The following is a 20733-nucleotide window of genomic DNA, read 5'->3' on the forward strand; positions in this document are numbered from 1 at the left end:
CACGACCTCGTCAATCGATCGGCACGCGCGGCGGACGGGCGCCGGGTCCATGCGCCTCGACCTCGATCCAGATCGGCATGAACATCGGCAGCGCCCCGCGCCGGTCCTTCGCCGGCAGCAACGTCACGCCCAGGGTCCGATCCTTGCCGCAGACCTGGAACGGCCAGACCTCCACCCAGGCGCCCTTGAGGTCGAGCTCGTCGACATAGGGCAGCAGGCTCTCCGGCAACACGACCCCCGGACGCCCCTTGCTGGGTTCCGGCCTCTTGGCGCCGGGAAGCGCCACCGACAGGTCGCCCGGTTTCGCCGCGACATAGACGTCGGCCAGACGGGTCTCGCAACCGGCGTCGAGACCCTTGTGGACCTCGGCGACAGCCGCCCGATAGAGGTCTTCCTGCATATCCATCTCGGCGAGGCTGTCGCCGGGCAGGCCGGCGGCCATCCGCCAGGGCGGGCTTGCCTCGAAACGGCCGATGTTCAGGTTCTCGACCGAGGTCCGGCCACAGCCGGTGATCCGCGCCTTCACGCGCCAGACGATCATGTCCGGGTGGTCGGCGATCTTCCACGGCCTGACCGACACCACCTCGACCTGGGCGTCGTCGCAGCGCGAGCCGTTGAAGCGGGCGTCGGCGACCTTCGTCTGCTCGACGACCATGGCGTCATAGGCGGCCTGCTCGGCCGGCAGCACCCCGCCCGGCGGCGGTCCGGCCACGGCCAGCGCCGCGGCGACAAACATACCCAGCATCGAAAGCCCCCTCGATCCCAGGCCGTACTCTAGCGGTCATTCGCGTCTCAGGGCCAGCGGCGTCGCACGAACGACGCCGCCCGGCGGAGCGCCCTACTCCACCGTCACCACGACCTTGCCCATGGCCTTGCGGCTGGCCAGGTGGGCGATGGCGTCGCCGGCCTTTTCCAGGGGGAAGCGCTCGGAGACGTACGGCTTGATCTTGCTGGCGGCGTAGAGGTCCATCAGCTCGCGGACATTGGCCGCGTGGCCGGCTGGATCGCGGGCCACGGCCGCGCCCCAGAACACGCCGACGATGTCGCACGACTTCAGCAGGGTCAGGTTCAGCGGGATCTTCGGGATGCCCGACGGGAAGCCGATCACCAGCATGCGGCCGCCCCAGCCGGCGGCGCGGATGGTGGCTTCGGAATAGTCGCCGCCGACCGCGTCATAGGCCACGTCCCAGCCGTTCGGACCGCAGGCGGCCTTCAGCTGGTCGGCCAGGGCCTTCTGGCCGTCCTTGTCGAACGGGCCCCGGGCATAGACGACGCCGGCGTCGGCGCCGCGCGAGATGGCCAGATCCACCTTCTCCTGGCTGGAGGCGGCGGCGATGACCCGCGCGCCCAGGGCCTTGCCCAGCTCCACGGCCGCGAGACCCACGCCGCCGGCCGCGCCGAGCACCAGCAGGGTCTGGCCCGGCTTGAGGAAGCCGCGGTCCTTCAGGGCGTAATAGGATGTGCCGTAGGTGAGGATGAAGGCCGAGGCCTCGTCGAAGGGCATGGCGTCGGGGATCGGCGTGCAGCGGGCGGCCTCGACCGCCAACTTGTCGGCCATGCCCCCCCAGCCGGTGGAGGCCAGCACCCGCTGGCCGACCTCGAGCGTGGTGACGCCCTCGCCGAGCGCGGCGACCACGCCCGAGACCTCGCCGCCCGGCGCGAAGGGGCGGGTCGGCTTGAACTGGTACATGTCCTGGATGATCAGCAGGTCGGGATAGTTGACCCCGCAGGCCTTGACGTCGATCAGCACCTGGCCGGGCGCGGGGGTCGGATCGGGCAGCTCCTCCAGCACCAGGGTCTCGGGTCCGCCGACCGCCTTGCTGAGCACCGCCTTCATCTCGCTTCTCCCGTCTTTTCTGTTTAGAAGCCCGACGCTAGCGCAGGCCGACCGGTCGAGAAAGCCAAATGTCAAACAAACGTTTTACCCTCGCCCTGCACGGCGGCGCCGGCGCCAAGCGCGGCCATGACTATTCGGTGGAGATCGCCCACATGCGCGGCCTGATCGAGGCCGGGCGCGAACGGCTGGCCGCCGGCGCCTCGGCGCTGGACGTGGTGGTCGAGACGGTGGCGGCGCTGGAGGCCAGCGGCCTCTACATCGCCGGCAAAGGCGCCTCGCCCAACGCCGCGGGCGAGTACGAGCTGGACGCCAGCCTGATGGACGGCGCCACCACGCGCGCCGGCTCGGTGGCCGCGCTGCAGGGCTTCGCCAGCCCGATCCTGGCCGCCCGGGCGGTGATGGAGAAGACCCCGCACGTGATGCTGGCCGGCGAAGGCGCCATGAGCTTCGCCCGCGCCCAGGGCCTGGAAACGATCGAGGATCCGCAAGGCTACTACACCCGCGCCGGCGCCTTCGAGGACAACGCCGCACCGGACGTCTTGCCTGCGGGCACGGTCGGCTGCGTGGCGCTGGACCAGGAGGGGCGCCTGGCCGCCGCCACCTCGACGGCGGGCGTGTTCGGCAAGCTGCCGGGCCGGGTGGGCGACAGCCCCGTGATCGGCGCGGGGGCCTGGGCCGACGGCTTCGCCGCCGTCTCGTGCACCGGCCAGGGCGAATATTTCATCCGCACCGCCGTCGCCGCCCAGATCGCCCACCGCATCCGCTTCGGCGGCCAGAGCCTGGACGAGGCCGCCAAGGGCGCCATCGAAGGCGTCGCCGAGCTGGGCGGCCACGGCGGGCTGGTGTCGGTCGACCGGGACGGCAATGTCGCCATGCCGTTCGCCTCCAGCGGCCTCAAGCGCGCGGCCCTGCTGCCCGACGGGACCATCGTCGCCGAGGCGTTCTAGGGCGCGACGCTCGCGAGCTTGAGCCGCTTTATTCACCCAGCATCCCCGCGAAGGCGGGGATCCAAGCCGCGTCTGCGGAAGATCCACGGCCGCGCCTCCTCCTGAAAGTCAGCTTGGATCCCCGCCTTCGCGGGGAAAGTCGGATTGGGGAGAAACTGGGAGGCGAATGTCGATCCGCCCTGGGGCGAGGCGCGAAAGGGCGTGCCAACCGGGAGGCGAGCGGGTTAGCTTCGCCTCATGTCGCGTCGCGTCGCCGCCCTTCCTATTCTGCTGTGCCTGGCGGCCTTCGTCCAAGCGCCACCGGCGCGCGCCGACGTCGCGCTGGACGCCGACTGGATCCGCCGGGTCGAGACGGGCGAGGTGGCGCTGGGCGTGCGCGCCGATCCCAGCGTCCACGGCGGCGAGGTGCGCGCGGCCATCGACATCGCCGCCCCGCCGCAGGTGGTCTGGCGAACGATCCTGGACTGCGACCGCGCCGCCCGCATGACCCCCGGCGTGCGCCGCTGCACGGTGCTGTCGCGCTCGGCCGACGGCCGGGCCGAGACCCGCGAGCACCGGGTGAAGTGGAGCCTGCTGCTGCCGCCGCTGCGGTCGGTGTCGGAGCTGACTCTGTCCCCCTATCGCAGCATCGCCTTCCGCTGCATCGACGGCGACATCCGCGACTGCCAGGGCCGCTGGCTGCTGACGCCGCTGGCCGGCGGGGCCGGCACGCGGGTGGTCTATGAGAACCGCGCCAGCGCGCCGTTCGGCCTGCCCTCGGGCGTGGTGTCCTCGGCCATGCGCCGCGACGTGCCCGCCGCCCTGCTGGCCCTGAGACGCGAATGCCTGGAGACCCGCCCGTGACCCCTGCCCCGCCGCCCGAACCCCTCTGGCTGTTCGACGGGGTGTGCAACTTCTGCTCGGGCTCGGTGCGGACGGTGCTGGCCATCGACCGCAAGGGGATCATGCGCTTCACCCCGATCCAGTCGGACTATGGCCGGCAGCTGGCCCTGGCCCACGGGATCGACCCGGACGATCCGGCCAGCTTCCTGCTGCTCGACGGCGGCCGGGCGCTGGAGAAGAGCGCCGCGGTGCTGGCGCTGCTGCGGCGCCTGGGCGCGCCGTGGTCGTGGCTGGCGATCATCGGCGTGGTTCCAGAGCGCTGGCGCGACGGCGCCTATGACTGGCTGGCGACCAACCGCTATCGGCTGATGGGTAAGCGGAGCAGCTGCATGGTCCCCACGCCCGAGCAAAGAGCGCGTTTCGTGCTGGAGCCGCCGACCGCATGACCCTGCCCCGCAAACGCGTCGTCCTGGTGGGGGCCACCGGCGTCTTCGGCTCGCGCCTGGCGCGGATGCTGGCCCGCCGGCCCGATGTCGAACTGGTGCTGGCCGCCCGGCGGCTGGGACCGCTGGAGGCGTTCCAGGCCGAGCTGATGCAGGATCGCCCCAAGGCCCGGATCGAGGTCGCGGTCGTCGATCGCGAGCGGCCGAGGACCCTCGCAGCGCTGGCGCCCTTCGTCGTGATCGACGCGGCAGGACCGTTCCAGGGCCAGGACGCGGCCTTTCCCGCCGCCGTGCTGGCGGCCGGGGCGCACTATGTCGACCTGGCCGACGCCCGCGACTTCGTCGCCGCCTTTCCCGAACGGCTGGCGATTCCGGTCAAGGCGGCCGGCCGCTGGGCGATCACGGGCGCGAGCTCAACCCCGGCCCTGACCTGCGCGGCGGTCGATCGCCTGACCGAGGGCTGGACGCGGATCGACCGCATCGAGGCGGCGATCTCGCCCGGAGCGCGGGCGCCGCGCGGCCTGTCGGTGGTGCGGGCGATCCTCCGCTGGGCCGGCGCGCCGGTGGCGGTGTTCACCGACGGCCGCGAGACCGAGAAACCCGGCTGGAGCGCGCCGCGACGCCTGGTCTTCCCGGGCCTTGGCCGGCGATGGGTGAGCCTCGCCGAGACCCCCGACCTCGACCAGTTGAAGAGCCGCTACGCCCCGACGCGCGACGCCCTGTTCGGGGCCGGGCTGGAGCTGGCGCCGCTGCACCTGGGGCTCTGGTCCCTCAGTCTGCTGCGCCGCTGGAAGCTGCTGCCGGCGCTGGAACCGCTGGCCGTGCTGCTGAACGCCGGCGCGGGCCTGCTGGCGCCGTTCGGCTCGGATCGGGGCGGCATGACCGTGCGAGCCGAGGGCCTGGACGCGGCGGGCGCGCCAGCGCTGGCCCGCTGGAGCCTGTGGGCCGAGGAAGGCGCGGGTCCCAATGTGCCGGCCGCCCCGGCGGCGGCCATGGTCGCGGCGCTGCTGGACGAGCGCCTGGGCGAGGCGCGCCCCGCGCCTTGCGTCGGCCTCGCCCCGCTGGAAGACCTGCTGGCGCCGCTGGCCGGCCTGCCGATCCAGACGCGGATCGACCGCGCCGCCCCGGCCATGCCCGGCCTCTTCCCCCGCGTGCTGGGGCCGGCCTTCGACACCCTGCCGCCGGTGGTGCGGGCCGCTCACGACGGCGCGGCCGCGGTGGCGATGGAGGGCCGGGCGCGCGCCCGGGGCGGACGAGGACTGGCCACCCTGGCCCGGCGGGTACAAGGCCTGCCCGCGCCGGGCGACCACGCCCTGGCGGTGAGCATCGCGCCGGAGGCCGGCGCCGAGACCTGGAGCCGGCGTTTCGGCGCGCGGACCTTCCGTTCGCGGATCGCCGCGGCGGCCGACGATCCGTTCGCCTTCGAGGAGACGGTCGGTCCGCTGACCTTCCGCTTCCACGCGGCGGCGCGCGGCGAGGGCTTTTCGTGGATCTTCGAAAGCTGGCGGCTGGGTCCCCTGCCCCTGCCGGCCGCCTGGGGGCCGCGCGTGCGGGCCTACACCTTCGCCCGCAACGGGACCTATCGCTTCCGGGTGCTGGTGGCCCATCCGTGGCTGGGCGTGGTGTTCGGCTACGCCGGGCGGCTGGAAGCCAAGCGCTAAGCGTCCATCCGTCGGAACACCGCCATGGCCTGGCCGACGCCGGAGACGTCGCTGGGGATGGTCTCGACCAGACGCCAGGCCGGCGCGGCGCGGCGGGCGAAGCCTTCGGCGGTCATGTAGCCGCACAGCAGGTTGGAGCCCTCGGCCCCCCGCTGGCGGATGAAGAAGCCGTCGGCGGCCAGGCGGTCGGCGAACTCGGCGGCGGCCGGGATCTTTTCGTCGAAGAACGACAGCAGGGCCAGCCCGCCGGGCCGCACGACCCGGGCCAGCTCGGCCAGCCAGGCCTTCAGCGGCTCTTCGGTCATGTGGGTGAAGACCGAGGTGGCGTAGACGAGGTCGAAGGCGGCCGCTTCGTAGGGCAGGGGCGGCGTCTGGCGCGACAGCACGAAGCGGCCGGGCAGGTTGGCCGCGACCCAGTTGACCAGCTTACCGTTGATGTCGCAGCCCGACAGCCGGGCCCGGGCGCCGAGATAGCGCGACACCCGCCCGCAGCCGCAGCCGAAGTCCAGCACGTCGGGATGCTCGGAAAGCGGCCGGTCGTGGCGGGCGGCGACGGCCTCGACCAGGTCGGCGGCGGCGCGCCCCTGGGTCAGGAAGGCCGCGGCGTCGGCGTGACCGGCGGTCATCACCCGCAGATAGGCCGGCGGGACCGGCAGATCCTCGACGGCGACATCCTCGGCCGCCGGCTTGAGGGCCTGCAGGTGCTGGAAGATGGCGAAGGCCGCGTCGGCCAGGCCCAGGCGGTCGAGCACGCCGATCAGGCGACGCCTCATGACTTGCCCCGCTTCATGACTTACGCAGACGGGGATTGAGGGCCGGGCGGCAGATCGATAGCAGCAGGATCAGCGGCGCCAGCATGACGGCCGCGACATAGCGCTGCCAGGTGTCGGCCCGCTTGATGAAGTAGCGCGACAGGCCCACCCCCTTGTGGAACTCGACCTTGACCGGGTGCTCGAGGCTGGTGTGGCCCAGGTGGATGACGCGGGCCTGCGGGTGGAACAGCACCTGGCCGCCGGCCTGGCGCGCCCGCCAGCACAGGTCGATGTCCTCGACATGCAGGAAATAGCCCTCGTCGAAACCGGCCAGGGCCACGAAGTCGCGACGGCGCAGGGCGAAGCAGGCGCCGGAGATGGTCGGCACGGGCGCGGGCTCGGCCGGCAGGGGCTCGTGCTCGCGGTGGATCTCGAAACGAGCGAAGCGCTTCACCTTCTGGCTGAGCTGCGACAGGCTCAGCAGGGTGGTGACAGGGGTCACCTCGCCCCGGCGGCCGCCGCGCTGCTCGGTGCCGTCGACGTTCATGACCCGGGCGCCCATGACCGTGGGCGTCGGCTGGTCGCGGAAGGCCGTGACTAGCCCCGGCACGCAGTCCGACTGCAGGTTGGCGTCCGGATTGACGAAGATCAGATACTCGCCCTGGGCGATCGAGGCGCCGAGATTGGCGCCCCGGGCGAAGCCGACATTGCCGTGGCCCTGGGCCAGCTGCACGCGCGGTTCGGTGAGGCCCAGGGCCCGCAGCATCTCGGCGTCCGACGGCGAGGAGCCGTTATCGACGATGACGAACTCGTCGACCATCGGCTCGGCCAGCACGTGGCGGATGCTCTCGATCAGCGCTTCTCCCGTCCAGTAGACGACCATCACCACCGAAACCAAGGGCTTGGCGGGACGTGCGCCTGCGGCGATGACCGTAAAGGACGGGAGAATGCTGTTCATCAGACCTGCGCAGGCTCTCGAACATCTCGCGGCGCCTGGGCGCGCACGAGGTCGGGCGGCGTGGCCTCCTGGCCGAGCACCACGAGCGCGTCGTCGAGCGAAAGGATCTGCTGACCTTCGCCGCCCAGGCGACGTAGGGCGACCTGGCCCGTCTCCGCTTCCTTACGCCCCACCACTGCGATCACCGGAACCTTGCCGAGGCTATGCTCGCGAATCTTGTAGTTGATCTTCTCGTTACGAAGATCGACTTCCGCGCGCAATCCCATAGCGATCAACCGCTCGGCCACCGTGCGCGCATAATCGTCCGCGTCCGACGTGATCGTGGCTACGACGACCTGGGTCGGCGCCAGCCAAAGCGGCAGGTGGCCCGCGTAGTTTTCCAAAAGAATCCCGATGAACCGCTCGAACGACCCCAGGATCGCGCGATGCAGCATCACCGGCCGCTTCTTGGATCCATCCTCGGCAACGTACTCGGCGCCCAAACGTTCCGGCAAAACGTAGTCAAGCTGCAGCGTGCCGCAGGTCCACTCCCGCCCGATGGCGTCCTGGACGATGAAATCGAGCTTGGGCGCGTAGAAGGCGCCATCGCCCTCGGCGATCACCGGCTCGACGCCGGCCAGGCGCGCGGCCTCGGCCAGCATGCCTTCGGCCTTGTCCCAGAACTCGTCCGAACCGGCGCGCAGCTCCGGACGCGTGGCCAGGGCGATGTACTTGGTCGTCATGCCGAGGTCGGCGTGGATCATCCGCGTCAGGCGGATGAAGCGCTCGGTCTCCTCGACGATCTGGTCCTCGCGGCAGAAGATGTGGGCGTCGTCCTGGGTGAAGGCGCGCACCCGCATCAGGCCGTGCAGGGCGCCCGACGGCTCGTAGCGGTGGCAGGCGCCGAACTCGGCCATGCGCATCGGCAGTTCGCGGTACGACCGCTGGCCGACGTTCCAGATCTGCACGTGGCCGGGGCAGTTCATCGGCTTGAGGGACAGGATCTCGCCTTCGACCGTCTCGCAGACGAACATGTTGGCGCGGTACTTGTCCCAGTGGCCCGAGTTTTCCCAGAAGGTCTTGTCCAGGACCTGGGGCGTCTTGACCTCGATATAGCCGGCGCGGTCGAGGCTGCGGCGCATATAGGCCTCCAGCGTCTGCCACAGCTTCCAGCCCTTGGGGTGCCAGAAGACCATGCCCCGGCCCTCTTCCTGCATGTGGAAGAGACCCAGCGCCTTGCCCAGCTTGCGGTGATCGCGCTTCTCGGCTTCCTCGATGCGCTTCAGATAGGCTTCGAGGTCGGCCTCCGAGGCCCAGCTCGTGCCGTAGATGCGCTGAAGCTGGGCGTTGTTCTGGTCGCCGCGCCAGTAGGCGCCGGCCAGCTTGGTCAGCTTGAAGGCCTTGCCGACGTGCTTGGTCGACGGCAGGTGGGGACCACGGCAGAGGTCCTTCCAGTTCCCCTGGCGATAGACCGTGATCGTGTCCGTGCCCGGCAGGTCACGGATGATCTGGGCCTTGTACTGCTCGCCGATCTCGTCGAAGTGCTTGATCGCCTCGTCGCGGTCCCAGACCTCGCGCGTGATCTTCTCGTCGCGGTCGACGATCTCCTTCATGCGCTTTTCGATCGTCGCCAGGTCGTCGAGGCTGAACGGCTCGTCGCGGGCGAAGTCGTAATAGAAGCCGTCCTCGACGTTCGGGCCGATCGTCACCTGGGTGCCGGGGAACAGCTCCTGCACGGCCTCGGCCAGCACGTGGGCGGTGTCGTGGCGGATGGTTTCGAGGGCCTCGGGGGCGTCGCGCGTCAGGATCTCGAACTTGCGCTCGCCCGTCAGCAGGTCGGGCGTCAGGGCGCGGTCGAGATCGAGCACCTGGCCGTCCAGCTTGATCAGCAGGGCCTTCTTCTCGAGCGACTTGGAGATGGCGGCCGCGACGTCGCGACCCGTCGCGCCATCGGGGTACTGACGGGAGGAGCCGTCGGGGAAAACCAGATCGATCATTCTTCACACATCCATTTACGCGGCTCGCGCGGCGGCGGCGGGTCGTATCCCCAGCCGCCGAACGGATTGCATCGGCAGATCCGTCGCAGCGCCAGCCAGGACCCCTTGGCGGGTCCGTGATCCTTGAGCGCCTGGGCCGCATATTCCGAACAGGTCGGCATAAAGCGGCACTGGCGCCCGATGAGAGGCGAGAGCGTCAACTTGTAGGCGCGCAGGCCCAGGTCGACAGTGCGGTCATAAAGGCTCATGCCGGCGCTTTCGCGAACGGAGTCGGGGACTTATCGCACCCGCGAAAAGCTCCGATCAAGCGGCGCCGGCGCTGCTAGTTCGCGTTTGGGCGGAAGCTGTGGCCTTCCGGACAGCCTCGACCGCGGCCTCGAACGCCAGAAGCGTCGAGGCGTGACGGGCGGGATAGTCCTTGACCGGCTCCAGCACGGCGAGCTCCGCAAAGCGGCCCACGGGGGGCGGGCCGTTCGACTTGAGCATAGCGGCCAGGGCGTCGCGGGCCAACTCAAGTTCGGAAAGATCCGTACCGATGATCTGCGCGCCCAGCACCGCGGCGCTGGCCTGACCCAGGGCGCAGGCCGAAACCTCCTGGGCGAAGTCGGCGACCTTGCCGTTCTCGACCACCACGTCGACGACGATGCGGCTGCCGCACAGCTTGGCCGTCTTCTCGGCGCTGGCGTCGGGCGCGACCAGCCGCCCGGCCCGCGGCATGTTGGCCACGAGCGTCAGGATGCGGGCGCTGTAGAGATCGTCGATCATCCGACTTCAGATGGGACCGCGCCACGCTCGCGCCAGAGGGCCTCGGCCCGATCGCGCACCGCCTCGCCCATGGCCGTGAAGGCCGTCTTCAGCGCCTTGCGCTCGTCCTTGCCGATCCACTTGACCAACAGGCCCATGAACAGCTCGCCGTTCGAGAAGGTGGCGTTGTTCGGCCCCATGTTCTCGACCTCGATGTAGCGGATCGCCGTGACGAAGCCGCCCAGGCGCTGCGAACGCCAGTGCAGCTGCTCGTAGGGCACCCAGTCCTGGACGATGGGCTGGATGACCTTGACCGGACGATCGCCGATCGCCTCTTCCAGCGTCAGGGCGGTGCCGATCTTCAGCTGACCGGCGGCCTTGACGTAGAGCGGGTTCCACTGGTGCCAGCTGTCGAAGTCGGACACGACTTCCCAGACGATCTCGGCGGGGGCCTGGACCCCGATACGGTGCTCGACGGCGCGTTTCATGGCAGCGATCTAGCACATCCAGGGGGTGGAGCTACAGACGTGAACTGGTGTGAAGGCTGTCGGCGCCTACGCGCCTTCCTTTCCGCCCGTCATTCCCGCCCTTGTGGCGGGAACCCCTGGTTCCGTTCGCCCGGGAAGCGCAAGCGGACTGCTCAGCAGTCCGCCCCTCACGCCCTTGCGGCTGACAGAGGGTTTCCCGCCACAAGGGCGGGAATGACGGGAGTATGAGAGTGAAAATCTAGACCCCCGCCTCTCTTTGATACACGGGCAGATCCAGCGACGGCGGAGCGATCCCCGCCTGGCTCAGCAGGTCGTGGGCCTGGCCGCGGTGATGGGTCTGGTGGTTGAAGAGGTGGGCCAGGGTCTTCCACAGCGGACCGACCACCTCGACCCCGTCGGCCTTGCGCACCCAGCGGAACTGCGCGGCGCAGGCCTCGTCGGTGAGGCCGGCGACATAGGCCACAAGGCCCGCGTCCTCGGCGTCGCGGGCGGCGCGCAAGGACGCCAGGTCGTCGAACAGCAGGGTGTCGAGACCGTAGGACGGCAGCGGCGTGCCGGCCAGGCGCGCGGTCCAGATGCGGTCGGTGACCAGCAGGTGGTTCAGGGTCCCGGCGATCGAGCCGAAGAAACCGCCGCGCGGGGCGGTGAACCCGCCGGGCGGCAGGGCCTCGCAGGCGGCGTGCAGGCGGGCGTTGGCCCAGGCGTTGTAGCCGGCCATCAAGATGAAGTAGTCGCGCATGAGGTCGGCTCCGAACGCGGGCGGGTTGCGGACCGCCCGGTGCGGAGATGGCGCAGCTTGGCGGGCGGTGCAAGGCGGAGAGCCGCAGCCAGGGGCCTCCACGGAACCCCTCTCTCTTTGAGAGAGGGAGGGGCCCGCCGCGAAGCGGTGGGAGGGTGAGAGGTAACAAACTCTCCGAACGAGGCGCAGTCAGAAGGGCGCGGACAGAAACCCGGCGCCCCAGACAAAAGGACCCGGGACTTTCCGGCCGACGGTGAAACCTCTCACCCTCCCACGCCTTGCGGCGTGGGCCCCTCCCTCTCTCTCAGAGAGAGGGAATTATAGCGCCACCTCGAACGCCGCCTCGGTCTTGGCCTGGACCTCGTCGACGCTGACGCCCGGGGCCAGTTCGATCAGCTTCACCGGGGTCTTGCCGCGGTTGATCTCGAAGACGCCCAGTTCGGTGATCAGCAGGTCGACGACGCCGGCGCCGGTCAGCGGCAGGGAGCAGGCCTTGAGCAGCTTGGGGGCGCCGGACTTCTCGCAGTGGTCCATCACGACGACCACGCGCTTGACGCCGGCCACCAGGTCCATGGCCCCGCCCATGCCCTTGACCATCTTGCCGGGCACCATCCAGTTGGCGAGGTCGCCGGTCTCCGAGACCTGCATGCCGCCGAGGATCGACAGAGCGATGTGGCCGCCGCGGATCATGGCGAAGCTGTCGGCCGACGAGAAATAGGAGCTGCTGTCCAGCTCGGTGATCGTCTGCTTGCCGGCGTTGATCAGGTCGGCGTCCTCTTCGCCCTCATAGGGGAAGGGACCCATGCCCAGCATGCCGTTCTCGCTCTGCAGCGTCACGTGCATGCCCTCGGGGATGTAGTTGGCCACCAGGGTCGGGATGCCGATGCCGAGGTTCACGTAGAAGCCGTCGCGCAGCTCCTTGGCGGCGCGGGCCGCCATCTCGTCGCGGGTCCAGGCCATTACGCTTGTTCCTTTTGGCGCGTGGTGACGCGCTCGATGCGCTTTTCGAACTTCGCGCCCTTGATGATGCGGTCGACGAAGATGCCGGGGGTGTGGATGTTGTCCTTGTCGAGGGCGCCGGTCTCGACCAGTTCCTCGACCTCGACGACGGTGGCCTTGCCGGCCGTGGCCATCATCGGATTGAAGTTTCGGGCGGTCTTTCGGTAGACGAGGTTGCCCTCGGCGTCGGCCTTCCAGGCCTTGACGATCGACAGGTCGGCCACCAAGCCGCGCTCCATCACGTACATCTCACCGTCGAACTCGCGGGTTTCCTTGCCCTCGGCGACCAGGGTGCCGTAGCCGGTGCGCGTGAAGAAGGCGGGGATGCCCGCGCCGCCGGCGCGGATGCGTTCGGCCAGCGTGCCCTGCGGGTTGAACTCCAATTGCAGTTCCCCACTCAGGTATAGCTGTTCGAACAGCTTGTTCTCGCCCACATAGGACGAGACCATCTTCTTGATCTGACGGTTCTCCAGCAGGATGCCCAGGCCGAATCCGTCGACCCCGCAGTTGTTGGAGATGACCGTGAGGTCCTTGACCCCCGTTTCGCGGATGGCCGCGATCAGGTTTTCGGGAATGCCGCAGAGACCAAAGCCCCCCGCCATGATGGTCATGCCGTCGAACAGCAGACCCGCCAACGCTTCAGCGGCGTCGGACTTCACCTTGTCGACCATGGTTCCTCCCGGAGCGACGTTCGCCGACTGCTCTGAAGCGCCGGCCGGAGAAATTCAAGCCTTGATGAATAAATTTTCCCGCCACGCGACTTCGATCGGTGAGCGCGCGTGACGGGCGAGCCTAACACCGCGCTCGTGACGCCCGCCACCGCCGGCGCCCTGCTGACCCTGGCGCATCCGGCGCTTGAACGCTCGCGCGCCAATCGCGCCCTGGCCAAGGCGGCCAAGGCCCTTTCCGGCGTCACTTTCCACGACCTGTACGAGACCTATCCGGACTTCGCGATCGACATCGAGACCGAGCAGCAGAAGCTGCTCCAGCACGACATCATCGCCCTGCAGTTCCCGCTGTTCTGGTACTCGCCGCCGGCCCTGATGAAGGAGTGGCTGGACCTGGTGTGGCTGCACGGCTTCGCCTACGGACTGGGCGGCGACGCCTTGGCCGGTAAGCGCCTGTTCGTGGCCTGCACCACCGGCGGGGCGGCCCAGGCCTATCACGCCAAGGGCTACAACCGCTTTACCCTGGACGAATTCCTGCGCCCGCTGGAGCAGACAGCCTATCTGTGCGGCATGGTCTGGGAGACGCCGTTCGTGGTGCACGGGGCGGCGATGAAGGACGACGAGCAGCTGAAGGCCGAGGCCCTGCGCTACCAGGCGCGGCTGTCGGCCCTGCTGACCGCCGACCACGCGGCCGAGGGAGCGTAAGCCATGGAACCGTTCCTGAAGCAGACCCTGGTCTATCTGGGCGCCGCGGTGATCTCGGTGCCGATCGCCAAGCGACTGGGCCTGGGCTCGGTGCTGGGCTACCTGATCGCCGGCGTGCTGATCGGCCCGGCCATGCTGTCGCTGGTCGGCGAGCAGGGCGACGTCATGCGCTTCGCCGAGTTCGGCGTGGTGATCCTGCTGTTCCTGATCGGGCTGGAGGTGCGCCCCTCCACCCTGTGGGAGATGCGCAAGACGATCTTCGGCCTGGGCGGCGCCCAGGTGGTGGGCACCTCACTGGCCGTGGCCGCCATCGGCTATCTGCTGGGCCTGCCCTGGCAGACCGCCCTGGCCGTGGGCCTGGTGCTGGCCATGTCGTCGACCGCCATCGTGCTGCAGACCCTCGACGAGAAGGGCCTGAGGCAAGGTCCGGTGGGCCGCGCGGCCTTCGGGGTGCTGCTGCTGCAGGACCTGGCGGTGATCCCGATGTTCGCCCTGCTGCCGCTCTTGGCCACCGTCGCGCCCGAAGCGCACGGCGCGGACGCCGGCGGCCACGGCGCCAGCCTGATCTCGCACCTGCCCGCCTGGGCCCAGGGCCTGGCCGTGCTGGGCGCGGTGGGCGCCGTCGTCGGCGGCGGACGCTACGTCGTGCGGCCGATCTTCCGCTTCATCGCCGAGGCGCGACTGCGCGAGATCTTCACCGCCGCGGCCCTGCTGATCGTGGTCGGCGTGGCGGGCCTGATGCAGGCCGTCGGCCTGTCGCCCGCGCTGGGCGCGTTCCTGGCCGGGGTGGTTCTGGCAGAGAGCGAGTTCCGCCGCGAGCTGGAGACCGACATCGAGCCGTTCCGCGGCCTGCTGCTGGGCCTGTTCTTCATCACCGTCGGCGCCGGCATCGACCTGATGCTGATCGCTCGCCAGCCCCTGACGCTGATCGCCCTGGTGCTGGGCCTGATGAGCCTGAAGTTCCTAGTCATGTTCGGTATCGCGCGCCTGGCCGGCGCGCCCGGACGCGGCGCCGCGGCCGTGGCCACGGCCCTGGCCCAGGGCGGCGAGTTCGCCTTCGTGCTGCTGAGCTTCACGGTCGGGGCCGGCGTCATCGGCGCGGACCTGGCGGCCCTGCTGACCGCCGCCGTCGCCGTCTCGATGGCCCTGACCCCCGTGGCCATGATCCTCTACGAACGCATCGCCGAGCTGATCAACGCCTCGATCCCCGACGTCGAGCCCGAGGCCCCCAATTTCGACGAGGGCGAGCCGGACATCATCATCGCCGGCTTCGGCCGGTTCGGTCAGATCACGGGGCGCCTGCTGCAGGCCAACGGCTTCAAGTCGACGGTTCTGGACAGCGACATCGAGCAGATCGAGCTGCTGCGGCGCTTCGGCCGACGGGTGCACTACGGCGACGCCACGCGCCTCGACTTGCTGCGCGCCGCCGGGGCCGAGCACGCGCGGATGCTGATTGTCGCGCTCGATGATCGCGAGAAGACCGCCGAACTGGTCGAAACGGCCCGCAACGCCTTCCCTCACCTGATCATCCTGGCCCGCGCCTGGGACCGCCGCCACGCCTACGACCTCTTGGCCAACGGCGCCGACGCGGTCGAGCGCGAGACCTTCGAGGCGGCTTTGGCGCTGGGTTCGACGGCCTTGCAGAAGCTGGGCTTCCGCGCCCACAAGGCTTTCCGGGCCACCTCCTTCTTCCGCCGCCACGACCGCAAGACCTTCGAGGACCTCAAGCCGATGTGGGGCCAGGAAGAGGCCTACATCCTGGCCTCGCGCGACGCGGCCCAGACCATGGACCGCCTGCTGGCCGCCGACTTGGCCAGGATGCGTCCGGGCGAGATGGGCGGGGCCTGGGACACCGCCGCCCGCGACGAGGAGCTGCGCAAGCTGGCCCAGCGCCAGGGCCGGGACGGCGAGCCCGTGGAACCGGCCGACGCGGACGGCTGGACGGGAGCGCCGCCGAAGGGCTAAGGCAGGAGGAAGGTCGTCAATAACAACGGGAAAGAAGCGGCATGTATCTGGAGTGCTATCCCACCGAGAGCCGGCCGCCGGAGATCGTGCCTGGGCGTCCGCAGCGGGCCTGGATGGACCACTTCGCCGACCGCCATCCCTATCGCTGCCTGCCCCTGACCATGGCCAACACCACCGGCTGGGAGATCCTGTGCCCGGTCGGGTTCGAGGCCACCTGGAACGGTGGCGTCCACCAGAACGACATCACCTTCAAGTCGGACCACCCGCACCCGGGCTTCGACGACTTCGTCAAATCGCACTTCTCGCGCGGGACGATCACCTTCCACACCGGCTATCTGTTCCGCACGCCGCCGGACTGGCTGATCTGGACCATGGGTCCGCCCAACCACATCAAGGACGGCATCCAGCCGCTGGCCGGCCTGGTCGAGACCGACTGGCTGCCCTTCCCCTTCACGATGAACTGGATCTTCACCCGCCCCGGCACGGTGAAGTTCGCCAAGGGCGAGCCGTTCTGCTTCATCACCATGATCCAGGACAAGCCGCTGGAGAACGTGCAGCCGGTGATCCGGCACATGAACGCCAACCCCGACATCCGCAAGCAGTACGACGTCTGGGCCGAGAAGCGCGGCGAGTTCAACGCCCGCATCGCCGCCCGCGACCCGGCCGCCACCAAGGAGGCCTGGCAGCGCTTCTACTTCAAGGGCGAGCTGCCCGAGGAGATCGAGGCCCCCGCGCCGAAGGGCCACGTCAACAAGCGCCGCCTGAAGGCCCCGAAGATCGGGTTCTGAGGTTCCTTTTACGTCCCGTCATTCCCGCCCTTGTGGCGGGAAACCCTGGCTCCGCTCGCAGGTGAAGAGCAAGCGGCGTGCTGAGCACGCCGCCCCATCCGCCCTTGCGGCTGACAGAGGGGTTCCCGCCACAAGGGCGGGAATGACGGGCGTTGGGGATTAGCGCGCCAGCACCCGCCCCGCCAGCCAGCGCCGCACCGGCTCGTCGACGAGCTTGAGGCTGGCCCAGGCGATCGCCACCGCCGCCACGAACACCCCGACCCCGACCAGCGCGCCCAGGGCGGCGGGGATTTTCCGGTCGATGACCCAGCCGGTGTAGATGTAGATCAGCGGATAGTGGGTGATGTAGAGCGGGTAGGAGAGGTCGCCGAAGAAGCGGGCGATCCTGACGCTGGGCCCCTTGGCGTCCTTCTCGCCGGCGCCGATGGCGACGATCAGCGGGAACAGCAGGATGATGCAGGCCGCCTCGTAGAGGCCGTTCAGCCACAGCCTTTCCGTCCCGCCGAAGCGCGGCAGGGAGAAGGCGGCCACCAGCAGCAGGCTGCAGACCCAGAAGCCGTGGCCGACCTTGACCCGCTTGCCCAGGCGCATCAGCAGCACGCCGGCGAAGAACGGGAACATCACCCGCGTAAGCCCGATCTGGATGCCATTGGCGTCCAGCGCCCAGCCGCCGATGACGTCGCCGCGCGGGCCTCGCACCAGAAGCCAGATCAGCGCGATGGCCGACAGCGCCACCAGGCCTCCCAGCCAGCGGTTCGAAAGCTTCCGCAGGCCGACGGCGTAGAGGAAGTTGGCGATGTACTCGTAGAACAGCGACCATTGCGGGCCGTTCAGCGGATAGATCTCGCCCCAGCCGCGGATCTCGGCCGACGGCCGCAGCGGGATCATCACGAAGCCCAGCAGCAGGACGCCGATCACCTGCCAGGTCGTGGCCGTCGCCAGCTTGGGGAACAGCGACCAGTGCTGGAGGCCCAGCAACGCCGCGCCAATCAGGCCGCCGATGATGATCATCGGCTGGAGACGCACCAGGCGGCGCTTCCAGAAGTCCCACTGCCCCATGCCAGCCCTTTGGCCAATGGCCCAGCGGTCGTCATAGGCGTAGGCGATCACGAAGCCCGACAGCAGGAAGAAGAAGTCCACCGCCAGGTAGCCGTGGTTGATGATCTGCTTCTGCGGACTGCCGCCGGAATAGGCCTCGAACAGGTGGAAGACGACCACCATCAGCGAAGCCACGCCCCGCAGGCCGTCGAGGATGACGTAGTGGCTCTTGGTCCGGCTGGCGGCCGGGACGACGGATGAGGTCATGAACAAGCTTCGCTGCTGAAGAGTCGCCTCGCAGGCTTGTTGGGTTTATCGTTAAACCACAACCCTCTTTCGAACGGTGTTCGGACGGTCATGCGACGGCCCCCAAGACAGCCCTCGGCAAGACGCCCCCGCGAGGGCGGCAAGGTCACGATCAAGGAGGTGGCCGCCCACGCCGGTGTCTCGGCCATGACGGTGTCGAACGTCTTCAACGACACCGGCAAGTTCAGCCGCGAGACCCGCGAGCGCGTGCTGGCGGCCATCAACGCCCTGGGCTACGTGCCCAACTCGGCCGCCCGGCGGCTGGTCGGCGCGACCCCGGCCAGGATCGGCCTGCTCTACGCCGGCGTCGACAGCATGTTCATCGACGCGGTGCTGGCCGCCGCGGCCGTGGCCAGCGCCGAGCGGGGCCTTCAGCTGATGGCCCGCAAGGCCGCCACCCCGGGCGAGGCGATGGACGCCGCCCGCGCGCTCCAGAGGTCGGGGGCCGACGCCCTGCTGCTGCTGCCGCCGTTCGACACGGTGCTGAGCGGTTCGGTCGAATTCAGGGCCCTGGGCCTGGCGGCGGCGTCGATCGCCACGGCCGCGCCCCTGCCCGACATGTTCACCGTCCGGATCGACAACCGCGCCGCCTCGCGCGCCATGACCGAGCGGCTGATCGCCCGGGGACGCAAGCGGATCGCGATCATCGCCGGGCCGCAGGACCATTCCGACAGCGTCGAGCGCCTGCTGGGCTGCCGCGAGGCGCTGGCCGCCCACGGACTGGACTTGGCGAAGGACAGGGTGATCGAAGGCCGCTTCACCTTCGAGTCGGGCCTGGCCGCGGCCGAACGGCTGCTGGCCCTGGCCGAGCCGCCGGACGCTATCGTCGCGGCCAATGACGACATGGCGGCCGCCGCGCTGTGGGTCGCCCATCGCCGGGGACTGTCGCTGCCGCGCGATCTGGCCGTCACCGGGTTCGACGACACCTTGCTGGCCACCCGCGTGTGGCCGCCGCTGACGACGGTGCGCCAGCCGATCGACCGGATGACCGGCCGCGCGCTGGATCTGCTGCTGGACGCCTTGCGGCGGCGCACGGACGAGCCGGCGGACGTCCTCGAAGACTATGCCCTGGTCGGGCGGGCCTCGGACTAGACGCTCAGAAGTTCAGGAACAGCCGCCCCGCCAGCCAGGCCGTGGCCAGCCAGAAGGCGCTGCTGAGCACGCCGCCCAAGAACAGAGCGCGTCGGAAGTCGCGGCTGTGCAAAAGTCCGGGCGCGGCGACGGGCCGCGTATCCTGCGTGTGGAACACCTGGAACATCCTCCCGTGGCCCGGCGCTGTGGGGGCTCGCGCCGTTAACCACGGACTCGACGATGTCACGAAACTGACGAAACACAACCTGAGCCGTCGCCTTGTGGGCGAATTTTCGCCCATTTTTCGACAACTTAGTGCGAACGCACGTGAAATGGCGTCAGACGGCCTTCACCGCCGAGGCGATGTCGCCGACCACCTTGCGCACCAGGGCCGGGTCGTCGCCCTCGGCCATGATGCGGATCAGCGGCTCGGTGCCCGAAGCCCGTACGACGATGCGGCCATTGCCGTTGAGGGCGGCCTCGCCGTCGGCGATGGCTTCCTTCACGGTCTTGGCCTCCAGCGGCTTGCCGCCGGCGAAGCGGACGTTTTCCAGCAGCTGCGGCACCGGCTCGAACTGACGGGCCAGGGCGCTCATCGGCTGGCCGGTCTCGATCATCACGGCCAGCACCTGCAGGGCGGCGATCAGGCCATCGCCCGTGGTCGAGAAGTCCGACAGGATCAGGTGGCCCGACTGCTCCCCGCCGACATTGAAGCCGCCCTCGCGCATACGGGCCATGACGTAGCGGTCGCCCACGGCGGTGCGCTCCAGAGTCAGGCCCAGGTCCTTCAGCGAGCGCTCGAGGCCGAGGTTCGACATCACGGTGGCCACGACGCCGCCGGCCTTCAGCTTGCCGGCCCGGGCGAAGGCGCCGGCGATGATGGCCATGATCTGGTCGCCATCGACGATCAGGCCCTTCTCGTCGCAGATCACCAGGCGATCGGCGTCGCCATCCAGGGCGATGCCGATGTCGGCGCGGTACTCACGGACCAGCTTGGCCATCGCGTCGGGATGGGTCGAGCCGCATTCCTCGTTGATGTTGGTGCCGTCCGGATCGACGCCCAGGCTGATGACCTCGGCGCCCAGCTCGTAGAGGGCGGTGGGGGCGACCTTGTAGGCCGCGCCGTTGGCGCAATCGACGACGATGCGCAGGCCCGACAGCGACAGGTGACGCGGGAAGGTCGCCTTGACGATCTCGACATAGCGGGCCTGGGCGTCGTCGATGCGCTTGACGCGGCCAAGATCGCGCGGGGCGGCGAGGCCTTCCTGCAGCCCCTCGCCCATCAGGGCCTCGATCTTCAGCTCCTGCTCGTCCGACAGCTTGTAGCCGTCGGGGCCGAACAGCTTGATGCCGTTGTCGGCGAAATTGTTGTGCGAGGCCGAGATCATCACGCCGAGGTCGGCGCGCATCGAGCGGGTCATCATCGCCACGGCCGGGGTGGGCAGCGGGCCGAACAGGCGCACGTCCATGCCGACGCTGGTGAAGCCGGCGACCAGGGCCGGCTCGATCATGTAGCCCGACAGGCGGGTGTCCTTGCCGATCACCACCAGGTGGCGGCGGTCGTCCTGCGAGCGGAACAGCTTGCCGGCCGCCAAACCGACGCGCAGGGCGACTTCGGCGGTCATCGGGTGCTTGTTGGCCTGGCCGCGGATGCCGTCGGTGCCGAAATAGGCGCGCTTGCTCATGGGGGTCTTCATGTCGCTTAAGTGAACTTGCGCGGCCCATATAGAGCCTCGCCGGTGCGGAGTCTGGACCGCGAAACGATCCGAAATGCAGATTTACGTCGCCGGTCCCTGCGCGAGTGCTAAAGGCCGCGCTCGAAATAT

The 20733-nt window shown here is 69.5% G+C and carries 22 protein-coding genes; 8 read left to right on the forward strand and 14 right to left on the reverse strand.

Features of this window, described 5'->3' with window-relative positions; genetic code table 11:
• Positions 1–10: 10 nt before the first annotated feature.
• Both AC2YHT_RS12585 and AC2YHT_RS12590 read right to left on the reverse strand, forming a co-directional pair.
• A complete protein-coding gene (locus AC2YHT_RS12585) occupies positions 11–745 on the reverse strand; it encodes a hypothetical protein (protein ID WP_487290136.1) in 735 nt (244 codons plus the stop codon).
• A gap of 93 nt (positions 746–838) precedes the next feature.
• Entirely contained in the window at positions 839–1837 is a 999-nt protein-coding gene (locus AC2YHT_RS12590) for an NADPH:quinone oxidoreductase family protein (RefSeq protein ID WP_487290137.1), read from the reverse strand.
• Between the two features lie 68 nt (positions 1838–1905).
• On the opposite strand from AC2YHT_RS12590, the gene AC2YHT_RS12595 reads away from it, so the two are divergent.
• The 4 genes from AC2YHT_RS12595 (at position 1906) to AC2YHT_RS12610 (ending at position 5710) form a co-directional block, all read left to right on the forward strand.
• A complete protein-coding gene (locus tag AC2YHT_RS12595; RefSeq protein WP_487290138.1) occupies positions 1906–2784 on the forward strand; it encodes an isoaspartyl peptidase/L-asparaginase family protein in 879 nt (292 codons plus the stop codon).
• Positions 2785–3021: 237 nt separating this feature from the next.
• A complete protein-coding gene (locus tag AC2YHT_RS12600) occupies positions 3022–3627 on the forward strand; it encodes an SRPBCC family protein (protein WP_487290139.1) in 606 nt (201 codons plus the stop codon).
• Positions 3624–4052, forward strand: coding sequence for a thiol-disulfide oxidoreductase DCC family protein (locus AC2YHT_RS12605; protein ID WP_487290140.1), 429 nt, complete (start codon positions 3624–3626; stop codon positions 4050–4052). The genes AC2YHT_RS12600 and AC2YHT_RS12605 overlap by 4 nt, the downstream gene beginning before the upstream one ends.
• Positions 4049–5710 (forward strand): DUF4166 domain-containing protein, encoded by a 1662-nt coding sequence (locus AC2YHT_RS12610; protein WP_487290141.1) that lies wholly within the window; start codon positions 4049–4051, stop codon positions 5708–5710. Before AC2YHT_RS12605 ends, AC2YHT_RS12610 begins: the two co-directional genes overlap by 4 nt.
• Here the strand turns inward: AC2YHT_RS12610 and AC2YHT_RS12615 are convergent.
• From AC2YHT_RS12615 to AC2YHT_RS12655, 9 genes are all read right to left on the reverse strand, one after another.
• Positions 5707–6483, reverse strand: a complete 777-nt coding sequence (locus AC2YHT_RS12615; RefSeq protein ID WP_487290142.1) for a class I SAM-dependent methyltransferase — start codon at positions 6481–6483, stop codon at positions 5707–5709. The two genes, AC2YHT_RS12610 and AC2YHT_RS12615, sit on opposite strands and share 4 nt — an antisense overlap.
• Positions 6484–6496: 13 nt before the next feature.
• Positions 6497–7420: a glycosyltransferase family 2 protein gene (locus tag AC2YHT_RS12620; protein ID WP_487290143.1), complete on the reverse strand. Its 924-nt coding sequence runs from the start codon at positions 7418–7420 to the stop codon at positions 6497–6499.
• Entirely contained in the window at positions 7420–9396 is a 1977-nt protein-coding gene (gene thrS / locus AC2YHT_RS12625) for a threonine--tRNA ligase (protein ID WP_487290144.1), read from the reverse strand. The genes AC2YHT_RS12620 and thrS overlap by 1 nt, the downstream gene beginning before the upstream one ends.
• Positions 9393–9644: a membrane protein insertion efficiency factor YidD gene (gene yidD, locus AC2YHT_RS12630; protein ID WP_487290145.1), complete on the reverse strand. Its 252-nt coding sequence runs from the start codon at positions 9642–9644 to the stop codon at positions 9393–9395. The genes thrS and yidD overlap by 4 nt, the downstream gene beginning before the upstream one ends.
• Positions 9645–9699: 55 nt before the next feature.
• Positions 9700–10161: an iron-sulfur cluster assembly scaffold protein gene (locus tag AC2YHT_RS12635; RefSeq protein WP_487290146.1), complete on the reverse strand. Its 462-nt coding sequence runs from the start codon at positions 10159–10161 to the stop codon at positions 9700–9702.
• The gene (locus AC2YHT_RS12640; RefSeq protein WP_487290147.1) at positions 10158–10628 is read right to left on the reverse strand and encodes an SRPBCC family protein; all 471 of its coding nucleotides are present in this window, start codon (positions 10626–10628) and stop codon (positions 10158–10160) included. The genes AC2YHT_RS12635 and AC2YHT_RS12640 overlap by 4 nt, the downstream gene beginning before the upstream one ends.
• Positions 10629–10866: 238 nt before the next feature.
• Complete coding sequence (locus AC2YHT_RS12645; protein WP_487290148.1) at positions 10867–11367, reverse strand: DinB family protein; 501 nt, start codon at positions 11365–11367, stop codon at positions 10867–10869.
• A gap of 318 nt (positions 11368–11685) precedes the next feature.
• Entirely contained in the window at positions 11686–12327 is a 642-nt protein-coding gene (locus tag AC2YHT_RS12650) for a 3-oxoacid CoA-transferase subunit B (protein WP_487290149.1), read from the reverse strand.
• Positions 12327–13037, reverse strand: coding sequence for a CoA transferase subunit A (locus AC2YHT_RS12655; protein ID WP_487290150.1), 711 nt, complete (start codon positions 13035–13037; stop codon positions 12327–12329). The genes AC2YHT_RS12650 and AC2YHT_RS12655 overlap by 1 nt, the downstream gene beginning before the upstream one ends.
• Before the next feature lie 108 nt (positions 13038–13145).
• Between AC2YHT_RS12655 and kefF the strand changes: the two genes are divergently transcribed.
• Genes kefF through AC2YHT_RS12670 form a run of 3 tightly spaced genes read left to right on the forward strand, consistent with a single transcriptional unit; the run spans position 13146 to position 16492 of the window.
• Positions 13146–13739, forward strand: coding sequence for a glutathione-regulated potassium-efflux system oxidoreductase KefF (gene kefF / locus AC2YHT_RS12660; RefSeq protein ID WP_199228449.1), 594 nt, complete (start codon positions 13146–13148; stop codon positions 13737–13739).
• Between the two features lie 3 nt (positions 13740–13742).
• Positions 13743–15704 carry a monovalent cation:proton antiporter-2 (CPA2) family protein gene (locus AC2YHT_RS12665; RefSeq protein WP_487290151.1) on the forward strand — a complete coding sequence of 654 codons (1962 nt, stop codon included), beginning with the start codon at positions 13743–13745 and terminating at the stop codon, positions 15702–15704.
• Positions 15705–15745: 41 nt separating this feature from the next.
• Positions 15746–16492, forward strand: coding sequence for a DUF6065 family protein (locus AC2YHT_RS12670; RefSeq protein WP_487290152.1), 747 nt, complete (start codon positions 15746–15748; stop codon positions 16490–16492).
• A 159-nt stretch (positions 16493–16651) separates the two neighbouring features.
• On the opposite strand, the gene AC2YHT_RS12675 is transcribed toward AC2YHT_RS12670, so the two are convergent.
• Entirely contained in the window at positions 16652–17797 is a 1146-nt protein-coding gene (locus AC2YHT_RS12675) for an acyltransferase family protein (protein ID WP_487290153.1), read from the reverse strand.
• 159 nt (positions 17798–17956) lie between these two features.
• Between AC2YHT_RS12675 and AC2YHT_RS12680 the strand changes: the two genes are divergently transcribed.
• The gene (locus tag AC2YHT_RS12680; protein WP_487290154.1) at positions 17957–18928 is read left to right on the forward strand and encodes a LacI family DNA-binding transcriptional regulator; all 972 of its coding nucleotides are present in this window, start codon (positions 17957–17959) and stop codon (positions 18926–18928) included.
• Between the two features lie 4 nt (positions 18929–18932).
• Here AC2YHT_RS12680 and AC2YHT_RS12685 read toward each other — a convergent pair whose 3' ends face one another.
• Together AC2YHT_RS12685 and glmM are read right to left on the reverse strand one after the other, a co-directional pair.
• Positions 18933–19085, reverse strand: a complete 153-nt coding sequence (locus AC2YHT_RS12685; protein ID WP_487290155.1) for a hypothetical protein — start codon at positions 19083–19085, stop codon at positions 18933–18935.
• A 160-nt stretch (positions 19086–19245) separates the two neighbouring features.
• Entirely contained in the window at positions 19246–20592 is a 1347-nt protein-coding gene (gene glmM / locus AC2YHT_RS12690; protein WP_487290156.1) for a phosphoglucosamine mutase, read from the reverse strand.
• Positions 20593–20733 lie beyond the last annotated feature (141 nt).

It is taken from the genome of Caulobacter sp. SRI_008 (assembly GCF_057586355.1).

Excerpts from the sequence above, each read along its gene's own strand:
- AC2YHT_RS12590 (WP_487290137.1), bottom strand. The coding sequence starts at position 1,837 with ATGAAGGCGGTGCTCAGCAAGGCGGTCGGCGGACCCGAGACCCTGGTG.
- AC2YHT_RS12610 (WP_487290141.1), top strand. The coding sequence starts at position 4,049 with ATGACCCTGCCCCGCAAACGCGTCGTCCTGGTGGGGGCCACCGGCGTC.
- AC2YHT_RS12620 (WP_487290143.1), bottom strand. The coding sequence starts at position 7,420 with ATGAACAGCATTCTCCCGTCCTTTACGGTCATCGCCGCAGGCGCACGT.
- AC2YHT_RS12640 (WP_487290147.1), bottom strand. The coding sequence starts at position 10,628 with ATGAAACGCGCCGTCGAGCACCGTATCGGGGTCCAGGCCCCCGCCGAG.
- yidD (WP_487290145.1), bottom strand. The coding sequence starts at position 9,644 with ATGAGCCTTTATGACCGCACTGTCGACCTGGGCCTGCGCGCCTACAAG.
- AC2YHT_RS12675 (WP_487290153.1), bottom strand. The coding sequence starts at position 17,797 with ATGACCTCATCCGTCGTCCCGGCCGCCAGCCGGACCAAGAGCCACTAC.
- AC2YHT_RS12655 (WP_487290150.1), bottom strand. The coding sequence starts at position 13,037 with ATGGTCGACAAGGTGAAGTCCGACGCCGCTGAAGCGTTGGCGGGTCTG.
- AC2YHT_RS12635 (WP_487290146.1), bottom strand. The coding sequence starts at position 10,161 with ATGATCGACGATCTCTACAGCGCCCGCATCCTGACGCTCGTGGCCAAC.
- AC2YHT_RS12645 (WP_487290148.1), bottom strand. The coding sequence starts at position 11,367 with ATGCGCGACTACTTCATCTTGATGGCCGGCTACAACGCCTGGGCCAAC.
- AC2YHT_RS12615 (WP_487290142.1), bottom strand. The coding sequence starts at position 6,483 with ATGAGGCGTCGCCTGATCGGCGTGCTCGACCGCCTGGGCCTGGCCGAC.
- AC2YHT_RS12665 (WP_487290151.1), top strand. The coding sequence starts at position 13,743 with ATGGAACCGTTCCTGAAGCAGACCCTGGTCTATCTGGGCGCCGCGGTG.
- AC2YHT_RS12595 (WP_487290138.1), top strand. The coding sequence starts at position 1,906 with ATGTCAAACAAACGTTTTACCCTCGCCCTGCACGGCGGCGCCGGCGCC.
- AC2YHT_RS12600 (WP_487290139.1), top strand. The coding sequence starts at position 3,022 with ATGTCGCGTCGCGTCGCCGCCCTTCCTATTCTGCTGTGCCTGGCGGCC.
- thrS (WP_487290144.1), bottom strand. The coding sequence starts at position 9,396 with ATGATCGATCTGGTTTTCCCCGACGGCTCCTCCCGTCAGTACCCCGAT.
- glmM (WP_487290156.1), bottom strand. The coding sequence starts at position 20,592 with ATGAGCAAGCGCGCCTATTTCGGCACCGACGGCATCCGCGGCCAGGCC.
- AC2YHT_RS12585 (WP_487290136.1), bottom strand. The coding sequence starts at position 745 with ATGCTGGGTATGTTTGTCGCCGCGGCGCTGGCCGTGGCCGGACCGCCG.
- AC2YHT_RS12650 (WP_487290149.1), bottom strand. The coding sequence starts at position 12,327 with ATGGCCTGGACCCGCGACGAGATGGCGGCCCGCGCCGCCAAGGAGCTG.
- AC2YHT_RS12670 (WP_487290152.1), top strand. The coding sequence starts at position 15,746 with ATGTATCTGGAGTGCTATCCCACCGAGAGCCGGCCGCCGGAGATCGTG.